Below are 19,779 nucleotides of genomic sequence, written 5' to 3'. Positions count from 1 at the left end.
ATGGGTCTCACAGGACCAACCCAGTAATGCCCCATCCGCCTCCGAATGCACCGGCACCCTTACCAAAACCTATGCAATTTACGAAAGGCCAATTAACTGCCCCTACAAAAGTCGGCGATTCACCTCAGGCTACATTGCGTTTGACCTCACCACGGACTTAACTAAAAAGCCTCTCTGAATTCTCTGTCCTTCTAGCTGATAGATTCCATCCAGACCTCCCTCCAATGCCCTGTTTGGTGACGCCAATATCTTTGATCAGCCCGGTGGAAAGCTCCATCACCCAGCCATGTATCTGAAGGTCCGCTCCCGCTTTCCACGCGTTCTTCACGATGGCGGTTCTACTAACATTATTCACCTGCTCCACTACATTCAGATCAACGAGCCTTCTTAGCCTATCCTGTTCGTCTGCAATCTGATCCAATTCTTGACTATATATGCGGTAAACATCCTTTATGTGTCTAAGCCAATTGTCAATCATACCAAATCGTTTGTTACTTAAGGCAGCGGTAACCCCGCCACACCCATGATGTCCAGCAACAATGACGTGCCTTACCTTTAACACTCTTACAGCATAATCTAACACACTCAACATATTAAGATCGGAATTAACACAGACATTCGCCACGTTTCTGTGCTCAAATATCCCCCCGCCTTTATGCCCGTAATAACATTTGCAGGGGCGCGACTGTCGGCGCAACCAATCCAAAGCACCTCAGGTTGCTGGCTCTTTGCCAACTGATTAAAGAAGTCAGGATCCTCCTTCGATGTCGCCTGTGCCCAATTCAAATTTCCTGTAATCATTTGACTGAAAGTGTCCGTCGCATGATGAGAGCAACTACAGCTTTGTGAAGCAGTGTCTGAATTTTGATGAGCTTCATTTTGATTTTCCATGATCAATCAGAATTTGTTAAAGGGAAGAAACTTGCCATCTAGCGTAATTTTCACTCTTGCTCCATTCGAATTTTCAACGCGTTCCACATCCATCTTAAAATCGATGCCGCTCATTGCTCCATCACCGAACATTTCATTGATCACAGCCTTAATTGCCGGACCATACGCCTGCATCATTTCTGTAAGTCGATAAAGCGTAGGGTCAGTAGGCGTAGCCTGTACAAAAGCTCTCGTAGGGATTTGCTGTAGTGATTCTACTAGCTCTTGTGTCAAAGAAAGCATTTCACCAACCTTTGTTGCAGCCTCTTCGTCCATAGTTGCCTGTCCGTGTAACGCGTGGGTAGTCCAGATTAGACTGCTGCCGATGGCTTTGGCCAAATCTTGGTATTTCAGTTTGCTTTTAACGATGCTTTGAATAATTAATTCAGTTGCGACTTTCCTGTCCATTTTGTTTCCTTTTATTGTTTATCAAAGTTATGGACAGTCGTCCCTCTGATACGGTAAGATTCGAATGAATGATGGTCCTTTTTACTGATTGCATAAAAGGTGTTTCTAAATGTAAACTGATTAATAATTATTATGGATAACATCCTGGGCTGTGAAAATTCATACCATCAGAACTCAATGAAACAACCCAATTAGATTATGCGGCAAAAATTGCCAAATGATGAGCTGTCAATGGATGAACTATACAGTAATAATTGGTAAGACTAAGCAAACCAGCTAAGGAAAATAAGTTTCCAGAAAGGCTGGATTTACATTGACTCGCATATATAGGCTTGTCGATCCTATTTAAGCCGACTTGCTATTAAAGAAGATATAACCGGCTCGGTAAAGGAGTCAAAAACCGAATGTTGCCCATAGACAGGAGGAAGCATCGATGACCTCTATAAAAATACAAACAGCACTCGGAGGTTTAATGTCGAAGGTCCTAAGAGTCTCACGCAAATCCGAACTGGCATAGGCTTCACTAACTATCCAAAACCACATCCAGATCAACCTACCCTATCGATGATTTAATACAGGCCAAATTGGAGTTAAAACTCGGATTTACGGCTTGTCTAAAAAAGAGGAAGTGAAATTAGCATGCTGGGCGGATGCCTGCAAATTTCACTTCCTTTTTAAAAACCATCGGCTATTTTACTCTCCGTTCGCCCTCAGTTATGGCTAGGTTATTGATACTTGCATATCTCTTCGCCATTAAACCGTTTTCATCAAACTCCCAGTTTTCATTTCCGTATGCTCTGAACCAGTTACCTTCTAAATCTTGGAATTCATATTCGAACCTTACTGCGATGCGGTTGTCTGTATGCGCCCAGTATTCTTTTTTAAGTTTATAGTTCAATTCTTTTTTCCATTTTTCAGTGAGAAATTTTACAATCTCTTCCCTTCCATTTACGAATTGATCTCTGTTTCTCCATTCGCTATCGATTGTGTAAGCTTTAGAGATTTTCTCGGGATCCTGTGAATTCCAGGCATCTTCTGCAAATTGTATTTTTTGTAATGCGGTCTCCAATGTGTATGGAGGTAGGGGAAATTTCTGTTCCATGACTTTAATTTATTAAGTTATTAATTTTGATTTTTCTATTAGTTCATTCGATTTAAACATTTTACTTTCCGTAATGCAGCTTTCAAAAAGAAGATAGACGTGACCCGACGTCGTTTCATCCGCTATAAGAGATTTGAAAAATGCTCGGAGATCCGCCTTATGTTGCTGGATTGGATTCAAAATTTTAGCGTTATCACTTGGTATTTCAGTTTGCTTTTAACGAAGCTTTGAATAATTAATTCAGTTGCGACTTTCCTGTCCATTTTGTTTCCATTTATTTTTTATCAAAGTTATGGACAGTCGTCCCAATGATACGGTAAGATTCGAATGAATGATGGTCCTTTTTACTGATTGCATAAAAGCTGCTTCTAAATGTAAACTGATAATAATTATTATGGATAACATCCTGGGCTGTGAAAATTCATACCATCAGAACTCAATGAAACAACCCAATTAGATATGCGGCAAAAATTGCCAAATGATGAGCTGTCAATGGATGAACTATATAGTAATAATTGGTAAGACTAAGCATACTAGCTAAGGAAAATAAGTTTCCAGAAAGGCTGGATTTACATTGACTCGCATTTATAGGCTTGTCGATCCTATTTAAGCCGACTTGCTATTAAAGAAGATATAACCGGCTCGGTAAAGGAGTCAAAAACCGAATGCCGCCCATAGGCGGAAGGAGGCGGGCTTTTGGCAACACGAAATAGAATTAAAAAAGCTATTTTCTTATTGTTTAAATACCTGATAATAAATTAAATATAACCTGGCGCGTGGATTTGAACATCACCCTACAAAATTAGAAGTTATACTTGGCCCCGCTTTTTGGCTTCACCGACGACATATCTTTCAAAAGACTTACCGGTTCAAGGTAATCACGGGAAGCCTAAAGCCTCCCGTGCGACATTACCTTTATTCGCGCTTACCAAAGCAGCAAAATGTTTTCAATTTGAAAAATCAAAGCTTAAAGTGATAGCCTAATTTAAGTGCCGTAAAATCCTGTATATGGTTCCCGCCGAAACTTGAATATCTCAGAGAAACATCAAACCCGTTGCGAAACAATAAGCCTGCAGAAGGAGCCCAGGCAAACGCAGCTTTGCCGTGCGTATCGAATGCAGCTCCTGCTTCACCTTGGATATAAAATTTATTTCCGGCAAACAACCTTAATCCTCCCATAACCGGAATGAGGGTTTGGCCCGAGGTTTTTTGCGCGTTGGTAATATCAACGCGGTAAGCATCAAAAATATGAAAGGCACCGAGGGAAGCAGTGGCTTCGAGGGCACCGGTTAATGGTCTGAAAAAATTGATCTCTCCACCAAATACCGCGTCATGACTATTGGTTGTCCCTGAAATAATACTAAATTCCATTTGCCGATTATCGCCCGCATCTGTTGGTTTGCGGACCTCGTGCTTACCGAGGTCAATGCCATAGGCCAGACGAAGCATTAAACCATCGGCAACGGTGCTACGGCTAAAACCTTCATATTTGAGACTCAGGTCTGGACCGTTTTTAAACCTGTAACCAACAAATGATGAGTACAGAAAAGAACTTGATCCGGCGGACAATCCGAAAGCTGCACCCGCCTCATAGCCAAGGTATATGTTCTGATTTAAGAAAAACTTTAGACCTGCTTTAACCGGAAAAACATTAGAGGCCCCTTTGTAAACGTAACGTTGTTTTTCAAACGAATAATTCGGACCAAAATAATGTTCGTACCCTGCCGTTATGGTGGCTGCTAGGTGGCTGGAAAGGCTTTTTTCTAGGCGAATATCCAGTCCCGCGATACCCCGGACTGGATCTGTTGTGGTGCCCCCCCCGTTAACTCCAAATTCAAGCCTGTAATCGGGTAAGGTCTGTGCTTTAGAATTGATATTGATTAACAAAAATAGAATTACCGGTAATACGAAATACTTAATCATGTTTATTATTTTTTTGTCTCCCTAAGACATCATTAACCGCTTATACCCTTACTGCCAGAATTAATTTTTAATTCTTGAATAGGGTTGGCAAATGGAAAAAATTCCAGTCAGACGGGAACTATTACTTTTCTAAACAAATTATTTCCAAAAGATTATGCGATATATCGAGATAAAAAACCATCCTTAATGCTTTACCTGCACCTGTTCTTTGAAATTTGAATGCCCTGTAAAATCCCGGGCATCCGGCGCGCCAAATCGCCGAATAATTCCGGAACAGGGCTTGTAAACGATAATACGCTCACCCTCTGTTCTTAAACAGATATATATCAACTCCTTTATGAATCGGAATTAATGTTTATTGACTCCGATATCTCGGAGTTAATGCCTGATGACTCCGAAATTTTCGGAGCTGTTATTCTCTAAAAAAGCCCGAGACTCTCTAAATAAATTTCAAAACACTGAATTGCAGATAGTTGTATTCTTAAATTTTAACCCATTCCATTTGCAGGCAAATGGCATACTTTTTTGGGCTGCCATTTGATTAGATCGACACTAACGGAAAATCTTCGAAATAACAGCACGAACAATGAAGTCTTTCCGGGAAGTCAGATGATAAATAAATAAGGCTAAAGAGATTTCACCGGTGATCACAGGCTAATGCTCGTAAATGTGCGGAAATATAGGTTTTCATTGCCCCCTGTATATTAAAAAAGGCTGGCTTGTCAGGGTGCGGGATCTTAAAGTTGTCATAGTGTGAGAATTCAATAAAACAGACCATTGGTAACCTATCCAAACAACACACCGGAGTATTCAAAACTGAATAGAGATGGGCGGGATTTTGACGAAATATATCTGACATATTTCGATGCTTTACACCGCTACGCGTATACAATAGTACAGAATGAAATAGTCGCGGAAGAAATGGTCCACCAAATGTTCTGGAAAATTTTAGAAAGATCCGAGGGGCTGAAGGTGCACACGTCATTAAAAGCCTATTTGTATCGATCTGTTCATCACGAATGCCTTAACTACTTAAAACATCAAAAAGTGCGACAAAACTATGAATCACACAGCATGGCTGAAGAAACTGCTCCTGAAGAGGATGCCAGCCATCAATTGCAGTATCGCGAACTGGTACAGAATTTAGAAAAGGCAATTAACGGACTACCTGAACAATGCCGCACGATATTCCAACTCAGCCGTTTTGAGGATCTGAAATATTCGGAAATCGCAAATCAGCTGGGTTTATCTATAAAAACCGTCGAAACGCAAATGAGTCGGGCATTGAAAAAACTCCGCATACAACTCGCCGAATACCTGCCATTTATTGCCTGGCTTTTTGTCAACTTTTTTTAACGCCTTACCAAATTGTTACTACTAAAATGAGTGATGAAAAATTAATCAGCTATATAATCGGAGAGGCCAGCACCCGGGAAATTGCAGAGGTCGAGGCCTGGCAAAGCATACGAGTTGAAAACGGGCACCGGCTGGAACAATTCAGGACGATCTGGATGGCAAGCAAAAAACTGGATTTAAAGCATCCTATGAACGCTAATGAATCTTTGGCGCGATTCAAGCAAAAAATGCCGGCTGAAGCAGCTGCACAATCTAAGGTCTTTCCCATCAACAGGCCTGGCAAATGGTTAAAAGCGGCTGCCATACTATTGCTGGCGCTCGGCACATCATGGCTGTTCCTGCAGCAGCGTTATAACAGGCAGTTAATGCTTTCGACAGCGAAAATGGAGGTAGAAACAGATACATTATCTGACGGATCTGTTATTACGCTGAATCAAAATACTTCCTTAAAGTACCCTTTCCGGTTTAAATCTCACCAAAGAGAAGTCTGGCTTGAGCAGGGAGAAGCTTTTTTCAATGTCAATCACCGGGCAAATCAACCCTTTATTATAAATGCCGGAAAGACCCGTATTCAGGTTTTAGGAACCTCATTTAATGTCAGGAACAAAAAGGGCGCTGTGGAGGTACTGGTAGAAAATGGACTGGTTTCAGTTACTAACGGCGTTCATCAATTTTTCCTGCGCCAGGGCGAGAAATTAGACATGGACCCGAAGTCAGGGATTTTGCGCTTGTCAAAAGTCACCAGTCATCTCTATCAATATTATCGAACACGGGAGTTTGTCGCAGACGACACCCCCCTGCCGCAATTGGTCAACATACTTAACGAGGCTTATGGCTGCCGGATTATTATTGAAAATCGGAGACTCGACAGCCTTAAACTTAACAGCACGTTCAAAAATGAATCATTAGACGACATTCTTGATATTATCAGCCGGACTTTCAAAATCAGGGTAATTAAAAATAATGAAACAATTCTACTTAAATAAGGCAAAGCGCCCGATCTACGGTTTCCCTTCTCCCGGAAATCCTGCAGTCGTATATTTTTTTTTTACCTTACTATTTTTATACATGCCAACACGTCCCTTATTCGGACAAACTATACTTGATAAAAAGGTTACGCTTTACGAAGAGAATCAACGCTTAGCCGATGTACTTGACGAAATTGGCAGACAGGGTCAGTTCTTTTTTTCCTACAATAGTGAACTTCTCCCAAGGGATAGTACGGTAAGTTTAAAAGTAAGAAAACAGAAAATTATGCTGGTCCTCACGCAGCTTTTTGCCAACCGGTTCGTTTATGAAGAAAGGAAAAACTATTTGATCATCAGCCCCGCGCTTCGCCGTCTCACTTTTTTAAACGCGGACGTTAATGACGAAGATGGCAACTACTCTGTCAGCGGATTAGTGGCCGATGAAGGCACGGGAGAACGTCTGAGAAATGCGAGCGTTTATGAAAAGCAACAGCTCAGTTCTACCCTGACTGATGATCACGGTTATTTCCGGTTAAAGCTCAAACGGAACAATAATAACCCCTTCCGTATAACAATAAGTAAATTAGGTTATCGGGACACTATGGTGACGTTTCTTCAATCAGTTTCTGTCAGCATCACCAACGACAATCCAGCCTATAAAAGTTCCTTAAATAAAAAAAACAACGTAGAACGAACTGCATTAGGCAGTTTGCTGATCTCTGCCCGTCAAAAGATTCAAAGCCTGAATATCCCGGATTTCTTTGCCAAACGTCCCTTCCAGATATCGATCACACCGGGTTTAAGCACACACGGGATGTTTAGTCCGCAGGTGGTGAATACCTTTTCGCTTAATCTGGCAGGTGGATATACCGCCGGCGTAAACGGGTTGGAAATCGGCGGTTTTTTCAATATCAACAAGGAAGGAGCAAAATATTTACAGCTCGCAGGTATTTTCAACCTGGTTGGCGGCAATATGACGGGACTGCAAATTGCGGGGGCCGGCAATGTTGTATTAGACACTTTACGGGGTGTGCAGCTTTCATTATTCAGTAACCGTGCGATAGCCGGGGCTAACGGAGTCCAAATGGGCTTGCTTCATAATTCAACGGGGCATCTTAAAGGCTTACAATTCGGACTCGTCAATATAGCCGATACATCACAGGGAATCAGCCTCGGACTTATTAATATCGTACACAACGGATTTTATGAGCTATTGTACTCCGTGAACAACATGGCCGGTACAAATTTGACCTTTAAAAGCGGCACCCACGATTTTTACTCCACAATCCTGATCCGTATCAAGCGGTTTGACGGCCAAAAGCTTGTTGCATGGGGAGTGGGCGCCGGACACGATTTTATGTTGGGGAGCAAAATATACATTTCTGCTGAAACAAACGTGAGCTTACCTGTCAATCAAAGTTGGGATGAACGGTGGATTCAGGCAAAAATATTAATAAATTGCCGTATCAGCAAGCATATCAGCATTTTGGCTGGCCCGGCGCTTAACAGGTACTCTTATATATGGAACAATCCTTCGGCCTATTCGCAGTACAACAACGCCAACGATTATTATACACAAAAACATGGCAAGTTTAAAACCTCATTGGGATGGGAAGGGGGTATTGCCTATCATTCAGTATTTAAAAAGGAAAAGCAATACGACGCCCAGAGCAATGCATGGTTAGTCGTCCTTGCTGCGACCGCAGGATTAAATAATTTGTCTTCCGGTAATCAATTGATCCCAGGGACCGATTTGTCCTTACACCGAATCCTTGGATCCAATCTCGGCGCTTTTATTTCCTGCGGATACAACAGGTTCCCGGCCGTAATTCATCATGATGTAGACTCCGATGGAGAAGATTATTACAGTAGCGCGTACACTTATATTCCGCTTAACGGCGGGCTGCGCTACACATTATTCCGGACCTTTTATGTCGATGGCGGGTTGGGCCTTGCAACGCGCAGTCGAAGCTATTACTCCTTCTCGAAACCTTCTTCGCCCGGCGGCATCAACCGCGGGGTGAGCGGAGAAAGCACATTTATGTATACCCTGTCCGCAGGTTTCAGTTTTCCGAACGGAGTTGAGGCAGGTATTAAGAAAGATGCTTATAAAATAAGCGGCGGTGTTCAACAATATGCTTTAAAACTGGGTTATCGCTTTAAGCTTTGAAAATCGAAAAGATCGTACATTGGTAATTATCTATAAGAGCATCTTAATAGCAATTTTTACAACAGGTTTGTGTCTGTTTCTGAATTAATAATTATAACCAAGTCTTCATTCCAGGCATTTTCAACGCCGCAGCGACAATGGCATTGATTATTTCACTTTATTTGGTGCTTTCCTGAGAGATCGACTAAAAATATAGTCTCCTGTACATCTACCTTAACAGCCGATAGAACACACCTGGTATTTTGCTATTATGATTCTTATAACATCGACAACGATGATCAAGCTCGAAAACAGCATCCAAGAGTGCTGGTCTCAATTAGTTCCCTTTTCGATTTTTTGCAGGTTCAAATTATTGTTACCGATGAATTTAAATGATTTAAAATCGGGCATTTGCGGTATTTGCAGATTAAAGTCCTTAACTTCCTCAATTTCAATCGCAAGTGCTGTCGCAGCGAGTCCCACAACATGTCCACCACTTTTACGATCGTCTGATAAAAAATGAAAATGCAGGCCCGCAATATTGATCCCTGATAAGTACACCGGCATGTAAAAACCAATCATTTCGCCTTCGGTTTCATTCAATTTCATAAAAACCTGCCGGTCAAGTTGCCGGGCGATGGGAATAAAAGGCTTTTGCTTAACAGGAGGAAACGCCCGCGTTTTCATTTCAGAAAACTTACCGGTAATATGTAGGGCATACATACTATTTGGGTTGGGCAACAAAGTCCTGATCCGGCTAAAGAGTTCCTCGATGCTTTGCACAGGAGGCAACTGACAAACAGTATCAGGCCTGAATTTCGTAACGAAGGCGAATGGCGTGTTTAATTTGGTTGGAGCTTCAAAAGTTTCCCCTTTTGCATTGCTTTGATAAGCCTTGCCGCCGACGATTGTTAATTCGCCGTCAATTAGATTTGGTGCACCAAGCCCAAAATCTCCTTCCTCTAATAACTCACTAACTGGCAACTCCCCTTCGTAAACCCCCTCAATAAACGCATTTGCTACTCCATACTGAAAAAGTTGAGATTTTGGTTTTGTCATTTTCACGGAATTCTTATTATTCGTTGCTAATTTTTTATTTCTGCCTCCGCCAGGCCGCTGCGCCAAGGCTTCAGCAGATGAAAAAAGGATAAAAATTAAATAAAACATCAATTGTTTTCTCATTCCGCAAAATTACCAGTCTAGAATTGCAGCGCAATTACCTAAAGTGGGGATATTTAAATTCCTACGGAAGGGAAGAGGGACAGGCAACATTTTGCATCGCAACGCTCCTTATAAGCATCCATTACGGCATTACCTTTTCCAGGTCGAATCTCGTCTCACAATTCTATGTCCTGTCGTCATTTATTAACCTATGTGAATGATTCAAAACGTAGGAAGCAGGAAATTTGTAGCAGCCGATCAGGGAAACGGATGTAAAGCAAGTCTGCATCCTTATCCCCAAAGGGAATTATCGTAAATAAGAGATCTATACTTATGCAAGTATTGGTGCTGATCGAGGACAGGAAAGTACAAACCAAGGTTCTGAAAATATTAAAAATTCAAAAACAATTCAATATACGTTGCTACAACCCGAAAATCGGTCCGGCAGATCAAATCCCTGGCAATACCTCAGTGATTATTACAGAAGCAGGTGCGATAGATAAAGAAAAACAGGAGTTAGTCGGGATGTTTCAGAATGCATCGACAACAATTCAGGTTGTGGTTTTCGGTGAAAAGATACATAGTGCAAATATTCTTCAATGGCTATGTAACGGGGCGGACGCCGGCTTGTTCAAGGATGAATTAAAGGACAACCTTTTGCCCATTATACTCCAGCTGAGACCTGAATTATCTATGCCGGTACTCTCACGGGGATTACTGTCGACTTTGCAAAATAACAACAAAGTTAAACCGCTGTCAACAGATCGCTTACTCACGCCCCGGGAAAAACAAGTGCTCCAGGTCATAACCAGGGGAAACAACTACAAAATGGCTGGCAATAAACTGAACATCAGCCGAGAAACAGTAAGAGCGCATATCAAAAACATTTATAAAAAACTCAAGGTGAATTCTCTCACCGAAATGGTGGCAAAGGCCATCACTGACAACCTTGTTTAACATTTATCAGATCTCAAACATGAATGATTGAAAAATAAGAAGGTAGCTGATGCTAATGAAAATATTTACTGGAAACCCGGAAAAAAGGTATGATTCATTTTGTGACTGCGACAAAAAGTGAGACATTGCTGCTACCGAAGGAAGAAGTTTGACGTGAAGCCTTTGAAATTATAACCAAATAAAGAACTGACTTATAAAATAAAGGGAATACACCAGGCAAAGTCATTTTTGAGGATAATCTAACAGCACAAATAGCGCGGTAAATTAAACCTATGACCTCGACAGGAATTTGGTAAGGCGAAGTCGAAAAAGATTTGACTACACCATTTCAACTTGCGTATGCCCTTTAATTAACCTTAGCTGTCCTGCAAAAAGAGGAAGTTATATCACACTACTTACCTGTAACCTTTCCATTGTATGGATTGGCAGCACCAGTATTGCTACCAGAACAACATCAAGTTCAAAGCTTTCGAATTATATCGTTAACAGTCGTTTAACAACAATCTTGACCAGACTCTGGCCGGTCAACGGTTTTCCGGAGAAGGTGATCGAAATTATCGTATCTGCTATTTAGCTTAGTCACTTCAAGGATGTTCAAATAGAGGCCAGCCGTTTAAATAGCTGGCCTTTATAGCAAGACCAAGAATTACAGAGTTCCGCAAACTATTCGTTTTCTGATCCTGCTTAACGATTGCGGTGCTAAATTCAAATAGCTTGCAACGAGATAGTTTGAAAACATATTTAAAAGGTGCGGTTCGGTTTCAAGCAGTTTTTCATAGCGTTGCTGGGCTGAAAGTGTCAGCAAAGTTGCAACTTTGCCCGAAGTTAGGACGTATGCCTGTTCATTTACCCAGTTCACCCATTGCTCAATGCCCCTGGCCCCCTCTCTAAGAGCCTTTACATCGTTAACTGAAAACCGGATCGCGGTAACCGTTGATAAAGCCTCAATGGAAATAGTCGCAGGATCGCTTAAAATGAAGCTTTTATAATCAACTGCAAACAGGTTTTTGACCGTACTTTCAGGCCGATTAAAATGAAAAAACCAGGTGGTTGTTTTTCCATTTGCATCGGTATAATATGACATACACTCTCCCGATACTATAAAATAAATATATTTACAAACTTTCCCAACGTTTAATAAACGTTCGCCTTTGTCGAACCTTACTAGTTTACAATGCTGCGCGAACAAGGAGATCATTTCTTCATCGACAGGGAGATTTTTTTCGATATGATTTAACACCGGCTGATAAAACAGTCCATCCCTATCGCCATTATGTAACGCATCAATATTCTTTAACATAAAATAATTTCCTCTTTCTGTCATGCCAGAAACAGGGCATAACGTATGCGCAACAACGAAGAAAATTGATAAAACGATATACCAATCAATAATATGATATTTGAATTACAATATCAGACGACAGTAATTTGACAAATGTATAAAGGGACAGTCAGTGCTGTCCATTGTAAATTAAACAACGCTTTTCATAAACTGAATTTATAAAATGAGTTGTTAAAGCTTCTATCGATACATTTCCGTGCCTATCTTGAAAGAAAAACATTTCGTCTATTTCGCTGCTTCGCCAGGGTTCGATTGTTTTTGTAGCCGATCGAGTTTTAATTTCAGTTCGTTTATCTCAGCATTTTGCTGCTGTAAAGCGGCTACAAGCACAGGTACCAATTGGGCGAAATCCACCGTTTCTTTACTCGTCGCCGTTTGATTGTTCTTTCCTTTTTGCCCCCATACTGTTTCTGTGCGGATCAGTTCTGGCAACAATAGTTTGATTTTCGGAATGTCGAAGCTAAACAGTTCAGACTTTTGCGTTGAGCTGAATGTATTGGAAAGATTTACCGGTGCAAGTTGTTGGATAATTAAAAAAGGCTGTGTTATGGTGTTACACTGTAAAGCCGATCTTTCATTTGCCGATTGTGCACTTGCCGACTGTATAAGAGTAAACAAGGCAACAGCGGACATAATAGCATTAATTTTTATTGTTTTCATTTTGTTTCAATCCAGTAATTCCTGGCATATTCATATGTATTTTTAGCAGGCAGATCGAGTCGAATATTAAAGCTCGATTCTTGCAGTTCGAAGGTTTCGTCCCAGTTTTCGATACTGAGCCGCACATTTATTTCGTCATTTGTTAACAAGCGGGTTTTAATAAAGTCCGAAATTTTTTCTGCAAACTGTTCCGGTATAATGGATATTGCTCCTGGTTCGGCGTTTTTATCAGCCAGCGATCGTACCGCAATTTTAAAACCTGGCAACAATATTTCATTATTATCCATAGCGTTAATTTCAAAACAATTTATATTTCAATGGTATAGGCTAAAAACAGGGTTGTTTAATGCAGTGAGGCTCTGATCAATTCATAAAATCGTGCGGCTGTCACTTCATTCTCCAGCCATGGAAGGTGCCCGCATTTCTCAATGAAAAAAATCTGGGTTTGCGGCATGATACGCCTCGTTTCATAAGCAGTTGATTCGCCAACAGGATCCTGCCTTCCCTGTATCACATAAACAGGAGCTCTGAACCTACGCAGGCTTTCGGCTCTTGACGCACTCGTTTTATTATAATCATTCAGCGTAAACCTGTTTATCTTTGCAGCATTGTGGTTAGCAAGATTCGTATCCACAAGTTTTTTTGTAGCAAGTGCACTTTCACGGTTAAAAAAATATCCCGGCCAAATAGCTTTAAGGTTATTCGCAAGAGTTTTACCTTCTTTAGCCTCAGCTAAATCATCTTCGCGGAGACGCATTTTGATATTGCTGTTAAAATAGCTAAAAAAGTCTTTTGTAACCCCACCAGGTCCAAGTAGTATCAGCCTGTTAACATTTTCGGGGTATTTTGCTGCGTAGGCAAATGCCAGCATTGCACCCCAGGAGTGGCCGACAAAGACAATCTTATTTTGGTTGAGATGTTTTCTCAATAGCTCCAGATCTTCAACATAATTGTCAACAAGCATCTGCCCTGAGTCAATCTTGCTCATGGAAGAATGCCCCGTGCCGCGCTGATCAGGTACGATAAATCTGTAATCTGGCAGCGCTTTCCAAATAGGTTCCAGGTAAGCGGCATTAAAACCGGGGCCACCGGCAAGCAAAATAACAGGTGCTCCCTGGCCGTATTCATTAACCTGCAGGTTAACACCATCGTGTGAGCGGATAACATAATTTTTTTGTGCAAGTGAGGTTAGCGGAGGAATCAGTAACACCCATAAAATCATTAATTTTTCTTTCATTTCTGTACTTTTAACATTGACCGAAAAAACATTTCGGACTGCAAAAATCACAGATGATGTTTTCAAAACCATTCACCTGGGTTAATAAATCGCTCAGGGGCAAACCACTTCGACCACCTAATAAAAATTCGGGGCCCTTCTAGCCGAAGTCGCGATAAATAATCGTATTTTAGAATCAGGCTAAACAAATGCACTTATCTATCATCAGTACATCTGTGGCCTTAAAGGTGTCTTGATTTTTCAAAACAATCTGCGTCAATGCCGTCTCAATACCGGCTTGATCAGGTCTGTTACTGTAAATATATTTATCAGGGTATCAGCATTGCAGTCTTTCGGTAACGAGGAACCAGTAGCGCAAGGAACAGCCCAATCAATGCCAGGATCGCTCCTACCAAATCCGGACCCGTGTAGCCATATCCGAAGATTAAAGGCAAACCAGCCAAGTAAGCTCCCAAAGCATTGCCTACATTCATTGCAGCAGGCAGGCCCGATCGCTGAACCTAACATTTCAGCTTCCTTTGCAGACCTCATCATCATGATCTGTGCGGGTGGAACAATAGCAAACGTGACGACGCCTATTATAAAGGTCATAATGGTTACCATGACCTTATCGGCCGACACAAAAACCAACAGGAGCAATACAATCATCAATAGTGAAAGAGAGATCATTACCGCGCTCAAGGGATCGTAATGATCCGCCAATTTTCCTCCGACCAGATTTCCAACAGTCATGCCAGCTCCTGCTACCACCATAAGGTAGGTTACATTGATGGTTTCAAACTTCGCCACCTCGGTAAACAGCGGTGCAATATAACTGTACCAGGCGAAGAAGCAACCGGTACCCATCGTCGTTATGGCGATAACCATCAGCAGTTCTGCGTTTTTAAAAATAGAGAAATCTTTCTTTATGTCGCCCCTGCTATCAGCATCGAGCGCCGGAATGTTATATCGTACGCCGATTATGGTCAGAAGACCCAAAACACCTACAATTGCAAAGGTGAGCCTCCAGTTCAGATTTCCAATGTAAGTCCCAATTGGCACCCCGATGATATTGGCAATGGTCAGCCCGGTAAAGACAAAGGCCACCGACTGTGCAGCTTTATCCTTATCTACCATTTTCCCGGCAACCACCGATGCGTAGCCAAAATAAACGCCATGAGGTATGCTTGAAAAAAAACGAAGGAAAATCATGGGGTAATAACTTGAAGCTATTGCCGTCAAGGTATTTCCCACCATGATCCAGGTCGCGAGGATAATCAATGCCCACCTGGGCGGAATACGCTGAAGCCAGAAGGTAAGCAAGGGAGCGCCAACTACTACACCGAGGGCGTAGGTAGAGATCAGGTGGCCGGCACTCGGAATACTGATATTTAATGACCTGGCCACATCCGGCAGGATTCCCATCATCACAAATTCTGTCATGCCCAAAGCAAAGGCACCGGTTGCAAGTGCGTATAATCCTTTTTCCATGTCATATTATTAAAAGACATTCTGGAACAATACGAACATCCTGCTCTTTGCCGGATCATTTACCTGCTTTTAGTTAAAATCCAGCAAAAGCTATTGTAGATTATGTACACATGACTACCAGACCTTCACTAACGTTTGCTAAGCCTGGAGATCTCTGTTAATTTCAAATTCATAACCAATAGCTTTACCGGCTACGCCAATATGGTCAGCAGCCGTTACTTCTTGTTGTCCGACGTTTCTATTAGGTATAAGCCGTCACTTTAGCCAATTCGCGGTTTATGTACGCCAATTCATCGCTACTCAGTTCAACGTTCATTGCTCTGGCATTGCTGATGGCTTGAGCGGAGTTCCTGGCACCGGCCAGTACTATGGTAATTCCCGGTTGTAAGGTTGTCCAGCGTAACACTAGTTGGGCTAATGTTGCGTCCTTTTCGTTTGCCAGCGGTTCGATGGTCTCTAAAAAGATCTTCACTTTACCCATGTTAAATTGTGCAAAATAGCCGTTCCGGTGATCGTCAGAACTTAATTGAGCGCCTTCAAAATATTTACCAGTCAGCAGGCCTCGTTCTAAAGGACTGTAAGCAATAATTCCGATTTGGTTTTGAATGGCATGAGGGATCACATCGGCTTCTATATCCCGATTTAACATACTGTAAGGCATCTGATTGGAAGCTAAAAGGACGCTATTTTCCGCTACTTCCATTTGTGCTTTGGTATAATTACTAACCCCTGCTGCCCGAATCTTTCCCTGATCGATTAATTTTTGTAGCGCCTCCATCGTTTCGTCGATGGGGGTTGTAGAATCGTTCCAGTGTAATTGCAGGAGATCAAGGTAATCTGTTCCAAGGCGCTGAAGGCTTTCTTCGGTTTCTTTGATCACATTGTCTTTTCCAGCAAACTTATATACCGGGTATTTTTTACCATCATTATCAACATTAAAAAAGAAATCGCCCCTTCCACGATTACTGCCGTCCCAGACCATTCCGAATTTTGTCAGCAACTGGATTTTCGAGCGGTCCCTGCCTTTGATCACATCACCTATCATTCTTTCACTCAAACCCAGGCCGTAAAAAGGCGCCGTATCAATAGAAGTGATACCATAGTCCAGAGAAGCAACAATTGCCTCTTCAGCGTCCTTCTTTTCAGTTCCACCCCACATGGTGCCGCCAATGCCGAAACTTCCATAAGTGATGACCGATAATTCAAGATCCGTTTTGCCCAATTTTCTATATTCCATGATATAACAATTTATTGATTAATGATGGCTTCTCTAATACTTACCCAAAGCTCGAGTCGCAACAGCCTAAAACAAAATCACATGAATAATACCTCATATCAAAAATATGATAGGTCAACCTAGTGATATTAAGGCTATCTCACGTTTTTGAATCAGTAATATGGTGATTATACAAGCCAACCATAAGGACCACGTACAAGCATTGAAAGGCTATGGAAATTTAAATATATGGGCATAGCACCCTGCTATAAAGATTTACCTTCAAAACATTGACTTTTGTCAACGTTTTTTTTTGCGATAGATCATGTTTTGGCAAGTGCCTAAGCGCCAATTTTGGAGATAGAACAGAGGTCCGGTATACATACAGAAGTGATTGATACTAACAGGGGCCCATGGTGCGGTTAAGAACGGTAACTGGCCGCTCTTGCTTTACCCCTAGGCCTCTGTACACTTACGCGTTAGGACGATGACAAATTTATGAATCATCTTTATAAACTTTTACTGATCATCACCTTGTTGCTTCAAATGCAACTTGTTTTTGGACAGGATTCTTTGAAGCATGGCCCTCTGACCCTGGAAGATGCTTTCAGACGCGCTTTGTTGAAAAGTTACCAGTTAAAAGTTTCAGGAACCAATACCCAGCAGGCACATCAGCAGCTTGTTATCGCCCGGTCGGAAAGGCTACCGGAAATTGCCTCAGGATTGATATATGGATATGTCAGCAACTCAGATATTTGGGATCCATCCTTTTCTGGTCATCGAGTATCACCTATCCCGCATCATTTAACCTCCCTCACTGCACAAACTTCAGAAATTATCTTTAAAGGTAAAGCTATCAGTAACTCAATCAAAAGTGCAACACTGGAGGAGCAGATCGCAGTTTTAGCGCAGGCAAAAAATCAGCAGGATATTAAACTGCTTGTGGCGGCCAGGTATCTGGATATTTACCGGCTCATGAATGCGACCAAAGTTTATGAGAACAACATTATACTGACGCGAGAACGGCTAAAAAACGTCAATACGATGTTCAAACAGGGAATGGTTACCCAAAACGACGTCTTGCGGACAGCATTAACTATTTCTGATCTACAATTAACGCTTAGAAGCGTTAATAATGATATCCGGATACTTAATCAACAACTCAATATGATCATTGGCCTGCCTGACTCTGCCAGACTGGAGCCAGACCCTGCTTTATTACAACGAACTGCTACCGGCGGGACCCTTTCCGATTTTATTAGCCAGGCAAATAGTGCTAACCATGACCTTAAAATTGCCGAAGTTAAAAATCGATTACAGGAAACTAACATTAAACTACAGGGAAGTGACCTTTATCCGGAGATCAGCTTGTTTGCAGGATCTGTACTCCAGCGCCCTTTCATTAATACAGTACCTGCAGCGGACATTTACTACAATGTCTGGCGGGCGGGCGTAAATATTCGATTTAACATCTCGGCTATCTACCAGTCGCCAAAAAAAATAAAAAGTGCAGAGATCGTGCTGGAGCAATCCCGTTTCGAAGAAGCATTGACCAGGCAGAATGTCGAGGTGTCGATAAAAGGTGATTATATCAAATATAATCAGGCAAAAGAAGACCTGATTACCTTAACCGATGACCTACGCTCAGCAGAAGAGAATTACCGGATCGTCGAGAAAAAATATTTCAACCAGCTTTCACTGCTGACAGACATGATCGATGCAGCCAACACAAAAATCGAAGCGGAAATAAAGGTTACGACCGCTAGGATCACTGTTATTTATATCTACTGTCAGCTGCTAAACCATATTGGAACGCTATAATATTAAAACATGGGCGATACAACAAGAGAAAATGCTCCACCGAAGAAGAACTGGGTGGTCATCATGGTGAACAGCCTGCTAATATTGGCGGCCGGTGCTGCCATTGTATGGGGCGTTTCAACTTATTTTGATCTTGGTAACGACCTTTATACAAACGATGCACAGGTGGAGGAATACATCAATCCTATAAATACGAGGGTGGCTGGCTATATCGATAAGGTATATTTCCGGGAGCACCAGTTGGTTCGCAAAGGTGACACCTTGGTCACCATCGACAACCGGGAATACAAGATCCAGGCAGAGTCTGCGGAAGCGGCTTACCTTTCAGCACTGGCCGATAGCGATGTGGCGGTTTCGGCTGTTAAGACGGTATCCAGCAATATCGCTGTATCCTCAGCTTATGTCTCAGCCAGCCTATCAAGGTTGACTAATGCAGCAAAAGACTTGCACCGTTATGAAAATCTGTTGGTCGAGGGTGCTGCAACTCAGCAGCAATACGACCTTAAAAAATCTGATTATGAAGCACTTCGGGCACAGACCACAGCGCTTTTCAGGCAAAAGAATACCGCTGCGTTGTCGGCAAATGAATCGTCAACCAGGATTAAAACTGCCGAGGCGGAGATCAAACATGCGCTTGCTGCATTGAAAATGGCAAAATTAAACCTGAGTTATACCATCATCACCGCGCCTTATAGCGGGTATACCGGCCGCAGGATTATACAGGAAGGCCAGCTTTTACAGGCTGGCCAGAATTTATTATCATTTGTCAGGAACGATGACAAATGGATAACTGCCAATTACCTGGAAACCCAGCTGCCGGGTCTGCATATTGGCACGAAAGTAAAGTTGAAAATTGATGCACTTGGAGGCCGTCAGATTTTGGGAAGGGTAACAGCGATATCGGAGGCAACCGGCTCACGTTATTCCGGTATACCACTTGACAATTCTACGGGGAATTTTGTAAAAGTGCGGCAGCGCGTCCCTGTGAGAATTGAAATCATCAGATACCGCGGTGATAATGAAATATTACCCTTGCTACGTGCCGGAATGAATGTTGAAGTCCGTCTGGCCAACTGACA

18 protein-coding genes are annotated in these 19,779 nt (G+C 42.1%); 6 read left to right on the top strand and 12 right to left on the bottom strand.

Annotated elements, in window-relative coordinates; genetic code table 11:
- Positions 1-157: 157 nt before the first annotated feature.
- The 5 genes from FHW88_RS24675 to FHW88_RS24660 form a co-directional block, all read right to left on the bottom strand.
- Positions 158-625, bottom strand: a complete 468-nt coding sequence (locus FHW88_RS24675; RefSeq protein WP_317171389.1) for a carbonic anhydrase — start codon at positions 623-625, stop codon at positions 158-160.
- Positions 586-891 (bottom strand): hypothetical protein, encoded by a 306-nt coding sequence (locus FHW88_RS30255; RefSeq protein ID WP_255485443.1) that lies wholly within the window; start codon positions 889-891, stop codon positions 586-588. The genes FHW88_RS24675 and FHW88_RS30255 overlap by 40 nt, the downstream gene beginning before the upstream one ends.
- Positions 892-897: 6 nt before the next feature.
- Positions 898-1,338, bottom strand: coding sequence for a cyanase (cynS, locus tag FHW88_RS24670; protein WP_176628313.1), 441 nt, complete (start codon positions 1,336-1,338; stop codon positions 898-900).
- A gap of 688 nt (positions 1,339-2,026) precedes the next feature.
- The gene (locus tag FHW88_RS24665) at positions 2,027-2,440 is read right to left on the bottom strand and encodes a nuclear transport factor 2 family protein (RefSeq protein ID WP_176628312.1); all 414 of its coding nucleotides are present in this window, start codon (positions 2,438-2,440) and stop codon (positions 2,027-2,029) included.
- Positions 2,441-3,400: 960 nt separating this feature from the next.
- A complete protein-coding gene (locus tag FHW88_RS24660; protein WP_176628311.1) occupies positions 3,401-4,363 on the bottom strand; it encodes a hypothetical protein in 963 nt (320 codons plus the stop codon).
- Positions 4,364-5,140: 777 nt separating this feature from the next.
- On the opposite strand from FHW88_RS24660, the gene FHW88_RS24655 reads away from it, so the two are divergent.
- The 3 genes from FHW88_RS24655 to FHW88_RS24645 all read left to right on the top strand — a co-directional run bounded on the left by FHW88_RS24655 (position 5,141) and on the right by FHW88_RS24645 (position 8,857).
- A complete protein-coding gene (locus FHW88_RS24655; protein WP_176628310.1) occupies positions 5,141-5,719 on the top strand; it encodes an RNA polymerase sigma-70 factor in 579 nt (192 codons plus the stop codon).
- A 26-nt stretch (positions 5,720-5,745) separates the two neighbouring features.
- Entirely contained in the window at positions 5,746-6,705 is a 960-nt protein-coding gene (locus FHW88_RS24650; protein ID WP_176628309.1) for a FecR family protein, read from the top strand.
- Positions 6,706-6,787: 82 nt separating this feature from the next.
- Positions 6,788-8,857 carry a carboxypeptidase-like regulatory domain-containing protein gene (locus FHW88_RS24645; RefSeq protein ID WP_176628308.1) on the top strand — a complete coding sequence of 690 codons (2,070 nt, stop codon included), beginning with the start codon at positions 6,788-6,790 and terminating at the stop codon, positions 8,855-8,857.
- A 312-nt stretch (positions 8,858-9,169) separates the two neighbouring features.
- Here FHW88_RS24645 and budA read toward each other — a convergent pair whose 3' ends face one another.
- On the bottom strand, positions 9,170-10,018 hold the full coding sequence (gene budA, locus FHW88_RS24640) for an acetolactate decarboxylase (protein WP_176628307.1): 849 nt from the start codon (positions 10,016-10,018) through the stop codon (positions 9,170-9,172).
- A gap of 312 nt (positions 10,019-10,330) precedes the next feature.
- Between budA and FHW88_RS24635 the strand changes: the two genes are divergently transcribed.
- Positions 10,331-10,954, top strand: a complete 624-nt coding sequence (locus FHW88_RS24635; RefSeq protein WP_176628306.1) for a response regulator transcription factor — start codon at positions 10,331-10,333, stop codon at positions 10,952-10,954.
- 646 nt (positions 10,955-11,600) lie between these two features.
- Here the strand turns inward: FHW88_RS24635 and FHW88_RS24630 are convergent.
- The 6 genes from FHW88_RS24630 to FHW88_RS24605 all read right to left on the bottom strand — a co-directional run bounded on the left by FHW88_RS24630 (position 11,601) and on the right by FHW88_RS24605 (position 16,900).
- Positions 11,601-12,254 carry a Crp/Fnr family transcriptional regulator gene (locus tag FHW88_RS24630; protein WP_176628305.1) on the bottom strand — a complete coding sequence of 218 codons (654 nt, stop codon included), beginning with the start codon at positions 12,252-12,254 and terminating at the stop codon, positions 11,601-11,603.
- Positions 12,255-12,521: 267 nt separating this feature from the next.
- Complete coding sequence (locus FHW88_RS24625; protein ID WP_176628304.1) at positions 12,522-12,956, bottom strand: hypothetical protein; 435 nt, start codon at positions 12,954-12,956, stop codon at positions 12,522-12,524.
- On the bottom strand, positions 12,953-13,243 hold the full coding sequence (locus tag FHW88_RS24620) for a hypothetical protein (RefSeq protein ID WP_176628303.1): 291 nt from the start codon (positions 13,241-13,243) through the stop codon (positions 12,953-12,955). Before FHW88_RS24620 ends, FHW88_RS24625 begins: the two co-directional genes overlap by 4 nt.
- A gap of 56 nt (positions 13,244-13,299) precedes the next feature.
- A complete protein-coding gene (locus FHW88_RS24615; protein ID WP_176628302.1) occupies positions 13,300-14,193 on the bottom strand; it encodes an alpha/beta fold hydrolase in 894 nt (297 codons plus the stop codon).
- Positions 14,194-14,448: 255 nt separating this feature from the next.
- A complete protein-coding gene (locus tag FHW88_RS24610) occupies positions 14,449-15,663 on the bottom strand; it encodes an MFS transporter (protein ID WP_218117293.1) in 1,215 nt (404 codons plus the stop codon).
- A gap of 241 nt (positions 15,664-15,904) precedes the next feature.
- Positions 15,905-16,900 carry an aldo/keto reductase gene (locus tag FHW88_RS24605; RefSeq protein ID WP_176628301.1) on the bottom strand — a complete coding sequence of 332 codons (996 nt, stop codon included), beginning with the start codon at positions 16,898-16,900 and terminating at the stop codon, positions 15,905-15,907.
- Between the two features lie 477 nt (positions 16,901-17,377).
- Here FHW88_RS24605 and FHW88_RS24600 point away from each other — a divergent pair, with 477 nt between their 5' ends.
- Both FHW88_RS24600 and FHW88_RS24595 read left to right on the top strand, forming a co-directional pair.
- A complete protein-coding gene (locus tag FHW88_RS24600) occupies positions 17,378-18,700 on the top strand; it encodes a TolC family protein (protein ID WP_176628300.1) in 1,323 nt (440 codons plus the stop codon).
- Positions 18,701-18,709: 9 nt separating this feature from the next.
- Complete coding sequence (locus FHW88_RS24595) at positions 18,710-19,777, top strand: HlyD family secretion protein (protein WP_176628299.1); 1,068 nt, start codon at positions 18,710-18,712, stop codon at positions 19,775-19,777.
- Positions 19,778-19,779 lie beyond the last annotated feature (2 nt).

It is taken from the genome of Mucilaginibacter sp. SG538B (assembly GCF_013376065.1).
Taxonomy (GTDB): domain Bacteria; phylum Bacteroidota; class Bacteroidia; order Sphingobacteriales; family Sphingobacteriaceae; genus Mucilaginibacter; species Mucilaginibacter rubeus.
The sequence above is the reverse complement of the archived record's forward strand: the minus strand, read 5'-3'. Positions and strand labels throughout refer to the sequence as shown.